This window comes from Candidatus Symbiopectobacterium sp. NZEC135, assembly GCF_025962695.1.
In genome coordinates this window covers 1-4,836 of sequence record NZ_JAGFPF010000117.1, presented here as the reverse complement: position 1 = coordinate 4,836, position 4,836 = coordinate 1, and the positions used below count along the sequence as shown (strand labels likewise).

The following is a 4,836-nucleotide window of genomic DNA, read 5'->3' as shown; positions in this document are numbered from 1 at the left end:
TATTTCTATCCTGACCAATACAACAACCCGGTCAATCCCGCGACCCATTTTGCCACCACGGGGGCGGAAATCTGGCAACAAACGCAGCAGCGCGTCACCCATTTTATTGCCAGCATGGGTACCTCGGGCAGTTTTGTCGGCATTGCCCAGCGGCTCAAACAGGAAAACCCATTGGTGCAAACGTTGGCTGTTCAGCCCGCCTCGCCGTTTCACGGTATTGAAGGCACCAAGCATATGGCGAGCAGCATCAAGCCCGGCATTCTGGATGAAACCTTGCAAGATGGCGTTATCACTGTCACCACCGAAGAGGCCTACGCCACCACGCGGCGATTGGCACGCCGGGCGGGCATCTTTGTTGGGGTTTCCTCCGGCGCTAACGTTGCGGCGGCCACTACACTGGCGAGCACCTTACCCGCCGACGCGGTGGTGGTAACGCTGTTGTGCGATACCGGCTCCCGCTACCTTGCAGACCCTTTTTGGAATGAAACCGATGATTGAGTTAACCACCGAAATTGCACACCAGATCCGCCAGGAAGGTGAAAAAGCCTATCCCAATGAGTGCTGCGGAGCGCTGTTGGGCCATTTTTCGACCAACGGTGATGCGCGGGTTACGGCGATTTTACCCATCGTGAATGCGCGGGAATCCGAAGAGCAATACCACCGCTTTGTGATAACCGCCGATGACTCAATGCGCGCCGAGCGCACTGCATTGGCGCAGGGTGTTGATGTGGTGGGGTTTTACCACTCCATCCGGATCATCCGGCCATCCCGTCCGAGTATGACCGCGAGCACGCTCTGCCGTTTTACGCCTACATCATCGTGGCGGTTGCCGAACGGCAGGCCGGGGATCTGACCAGTTGGCGGTTGACGCAGAGCCGACAACGTTTTGAACAAGAACGTGTGCAAACGGCGCCGTGATAGGACATGCCGAACAGCAAATGCACAGCGTTATCACCCGATAGAACAGACAGAGAGAGAAAAGCGATGGCAGCTACATTATTGATTCCTACCGCATTACGCGCCTTTACCGAGGGGCAGGGAAAAGTCAGTCTGGAAGGGCGCACCGTCGGGGAACTGGTTGCCGCGCTGGCAACGCGTTATCCCGATATTCAGCAGCACCTGTATGACGACGCAGGCGAACTGCGCGCGTTTATCAACCTGTATGTGGGTGACACCAATATCAAACACAGTGGCGGTCTGGCAACGCCCATCAATCCGGGGGATGAAGTGTTGCTGGTGCCTGCGATTGCCGGTGGCTCTGAGGCAACGCGATGAGTACACCGAGTATCATTCCCGACGACCGCCTGACCGAATTATCTCACGCCGAGATTGCGCGCTACAGCCGCCATTTACTGCTGCCGGAAGTGGGATTGGAGGGGCAGCAGCGACTGAAAAGCGCGAAGGTGCTGTTGGTCGGCACCGGTGGATTAGGCGCGCCGGTCGCGCTCTATCTGGCCGCAGCAGGCGTTGGCACATTGGGGATTGTGGATTTTGATTTCGTTGAGGTTTCTAACCTGCAACGCCAGATTATTCATACCACCAAGGACATCGACCGTCCGAAGGTGGCGTCTGCTAAAGACAAAATCAAAGCCATCAACCCTGATGTTCAGGTGGTGACCTACAACACCTCGCTGAGCAGCAAGAATGCGCTCGATATTATTCGGGATTACGACATTGTGGTGGATGGCACCGACAACTATCCCACCCGCTATCTGATCAACGACGCCTGCGTACTGTTGGGCAAACCCACCGTTTACGGCTCTATTTTCCAGTTCGAAGGGCAGGCCAGCGTGTTCTATGCCAAAGCGGGGCCGTGCTACCGCTGCCTGTACCCGGCACCGCCACCGCCTGGACTGGTACCTTCCTGCGCCGAGGGCGGTGTGGTTGGAGTACTGCCCGGCATTATCGGCACCATTCAGGCCGCCGAGGTGATCAAACTGATTGTCGGCGGTAGCGATAGCCTGATTGGTCGCCTGCTGCTGCTGGATGTGTGGCAAATGAAACAGCGTGAACTGCGGTTGGAGAAAGATCCGGGTTGCCCGGTGTGTGGTGAGCACCCAACGATTCACGCACTGATCGATTACGAGGAATTTTGCGGCCTTAAACCCTCAAACGACGAAATACCGATCGAGAGCGTTACCGCCAAGGAGCTACAGGCGTGGCTGGAATCAGACAAGCCAGTGCAACTGATTGATATCCGTGAGCCTCATGAGCGAGCGATTGTGAAATTTCCTCAGGCTAAGGTGATGCCGCTCGGTCAAATCGTGCGGCGTATCGATGAATTTGATCCTGCGGTGGATGCGGTTTTCCTCTGCAAGATTGGGCAGCGCAGTATTTTCGCCATCCGTGCGCTTCAGCGCGCTGGCTATCAGGGCCGCGTGTTGAATTTGAAAGATGGCATTAACGCTTGGGCGCGGGATGTGGATACCCGTTTGCCTCAGTACTGAGAGTCATCCCCTTTATTTCCGGCAAATAAGACGAAGGTATCATCATGGCAGAACAAAAAGTCATTAATGCATTGGGGCGTGAAGCCGCCTACCAACTGGCTAACGTCACCAAGACTGCGCCGCAATTCGGCGCCATTACGCCGCGCTGGGTAAGCCGTTTCCTCGACTATAAGGGGCTGGAGTCGGGCATCTATCGCGTTAACAAAGTGGTGGAGGGGGATACACCGCTGGATGTGCTGTGCAGCCAGGACCCAACCCGTATCGAGATCCCAAAAGGGTATATCGAATACCAGACGCAGCCGCGTGAATATCAGTTGGACTCGATTGCCACCATCGTTAACGTCGATACCAAGATTGCCGATCTCTACAGTTCCCCGTTCGATCAGGCGTCAGAACAGATTGCACTGGCGATTGAGAGCCTGAGAGAGCGTCAGGAAAGCCAGTTAATCAATAATGACGACTACGGCTTATTGAATAATATCGCTGAGTCGCAGCGCATTCAGACGCGCAATGGACGCCCAACGCCAGACGATCTGGATGAGTTGCTCGCCAAGGTGTGGAAAGAGCCCTCTTTCTTCCTGGCGCATCCGCGTGCCATTGCCGCGTTTCAGCGTGAGGCCACGCGTCGCGGCGTGCCGCCGGTTACTGTTAACCTGCACGGTGGCACCTTTATCTTGTGGCGCGGCATTCCGCTGATCCCTTCCGACAAGCTGTTTGTTGACGGTTTAAAGAACCCGAAAGGCAAGGGCGGTAAAACCAATATCCTGCTGATTCGCTCTGGTGAGGCTAAACGCGGCGTGTTGGGGCTTTACCAGTCCGGGTTGCCCAACGAACAATCGCGTGGACTCTCCGTACGCTTCCGTGGCATCGATGACAACGGCGTTGCCTCCTACTTGCTCTCACTTTATTGCTCTGCGGCGATTTTGGCGGATGATGCGATCGCCGTGCTGGAGGACGTTGAAGTGGGTGAATACTATGACTATCAATAACCGGACTCTCAATAACCCGGCGCTTAATCACCGCGCCCTGACACCGCCGGGCTTGCCCGACGCACGGTCAGACCATTGGGGGCAGCCGCCTTCCGCGCGGGATTACGGATTGCCAGACGAGCGCGATCTGCTGGCGCTGTTGGGCAGTGGAACTCCTGTGCCGCGTGATATTGACCCCGCGTATACGCCTCGCGTGCTGCCTTTGGGGCAAGCGAATGCGCCATCGAGTGCGATTACCCCCGCCACGGCGGGCGCATCATCACTCTGGACGCCAGCGCCGTTGGCGCGTGTCGGGCTGGTGCCGGTGGAGCGTATCCGTGCGGATTTTCCCATTCTGTCTGAACAGGTGGACGGTAAACCGCTGGTGTGGCTGGACAACGCTGCCACCACGCAGCGGCCACGTCAGGTGATTGAGCGCATCAGCCACTACTACCTGCATGAAAACTCTAACGTGCACCGAGCCGCGCACGCGCTGGCGGCTCGCTCCACTGACGCCTATGAAGCCTCGCGCGAAAAAGTGGCGCGTTTTCTCGGCGCGCCGGGGCCCGAGAACATTGTCTTTGTGCGTGGCACCACGGAAGGCATCAACCTGATTGCGCACAGCTACGTGAAGCCGTTACTGCGACCGGGGGATGAAATCATCCTCACGCTGCTCGAGCATCACGCCAATATTGTGCCGTGGCAGTTGGTGGCGCAGGAAACGGGTGCGGTGATCCGTGTGGCACCGGTGGATGAACGAGGCCAACTGATCGTCGAGGAGTACGTGCGTCTGTTTAACGACAGAACCCGGTTTGTTTCGGCGACCCACGTTTCGAATGCGCTGGGAACCGTGACGCCGATTCAGGAACTGGTGGCGATTGCACACCGCTTTGGCGTGCGTATCGCCATTGACGGGGCGCAATCTGTCTCACATATCCCCGTGAACGTCACGGCGCTGGATGCCGACTTTTTCGTGTTTTCCGGCCACAAGATCTTCGGTCCAACCGGGATCGGCGTGGTGTATGGCAAGCAGGACGTGTGGGACGAGGCGCAACCCTATCAGGGGGGCGGTAACATGATCGCCGATGTGACCTTTGAACTGACGCGCTATCAACCTGTGCCGAACAAGTTCGAAGCGGGCACCGGAAATATTGCCGATGCTGTCGGGCTGGGGGCGGCGATCGATTATGTGACGGCGCTCGGTATCGAAAATATCGCCCAGTACGAACATGCACTGCTGGAATATGGCATTGAAAAGCTGTCACGCATTCCCGGTTTGACGCTGGTTGGCACCGCAGCGCAGAAGACCAGCGTACTGTCGTTTGTGTTGGCCGGGCATGAGAATGAGGCGGTTGGGCGTCATCTCAGTCAGGCTGGGATCGCGGTTCGCTCAGGGCACCATTGTGCACAGCCCATTTTGC

Annotated in this window: 5 protein-coding genes and 1 pseudogene; all 6 read left to right on the top strand. The window is 57.2% G+C overall.

Annotated elements, in window-relative coordinates; all coding sequences use genetic code 11:
- Window positions 1–498 (top strand): PLP-dependent cysteine synthase family protein (locus J5224_RS23305; protein ID WP_264627621.1); only part of this gene is annotated, 498 nt, incomplete at its 5' end.
- Window positions 482–918 (top strand): annotated as a pseudogene (locus J5224_RS23300) (Mov34/MPN/PAD-1 family protein). The gene J5224_RS23305 and the pseudogene J5224_RS23300, both read left to right, overlap by 17 nt.
- A gap of 66 nt (window positions 919–984) precedes the next feature.
- On the top strand, window positions 985–1,275 hold the full coding sequence (locus tag J5224_RS23295) for a MoaD/ThiS family protein (RefSeq protein WP_264627620.1): 291 nt from the start codon (window positions 985–987) through the stop codon (window positions 1,273–1,275).
- Entirely contained in the window at window positions 1,272–2,447 is a 1,176-nt protein-coding gene (gene moeB, locus J5224_RS23290) for a molybdopterin-synthase adenylyltransferase MoeB (RefSeq protein WP_264627619.1), read from the top strand. Before J5224_RS23295 ends, moeB begins: the two co-directional genes overlap by 4 nt.
- 44 nt (window positions 2,448–2,491) lie before the next feature.
- Window positions 2,492–3,436: a family 2A encapsulin nanocompartment shell protein gene (locus J5224_RS23285; RefSeq protein ID WP_264627618.1), complete on the top strand. Its 945-nt coding sequence runs from the start codon at window positions 2,492–2,494 to the stop codon at window positions 3,434–3,436.
- Window positions 3,423–4,836, top strand: a 1,414-nt coding sequence (locus tag J5224_RS23280) for a cysteine desulfurase (protein ID WP_264627617.1), incomplete at its 3' end; no start/stop codon positions are given. The genes J5224_RS23285 and J5224_RS23280, both read left to right, overlap by 14 nt.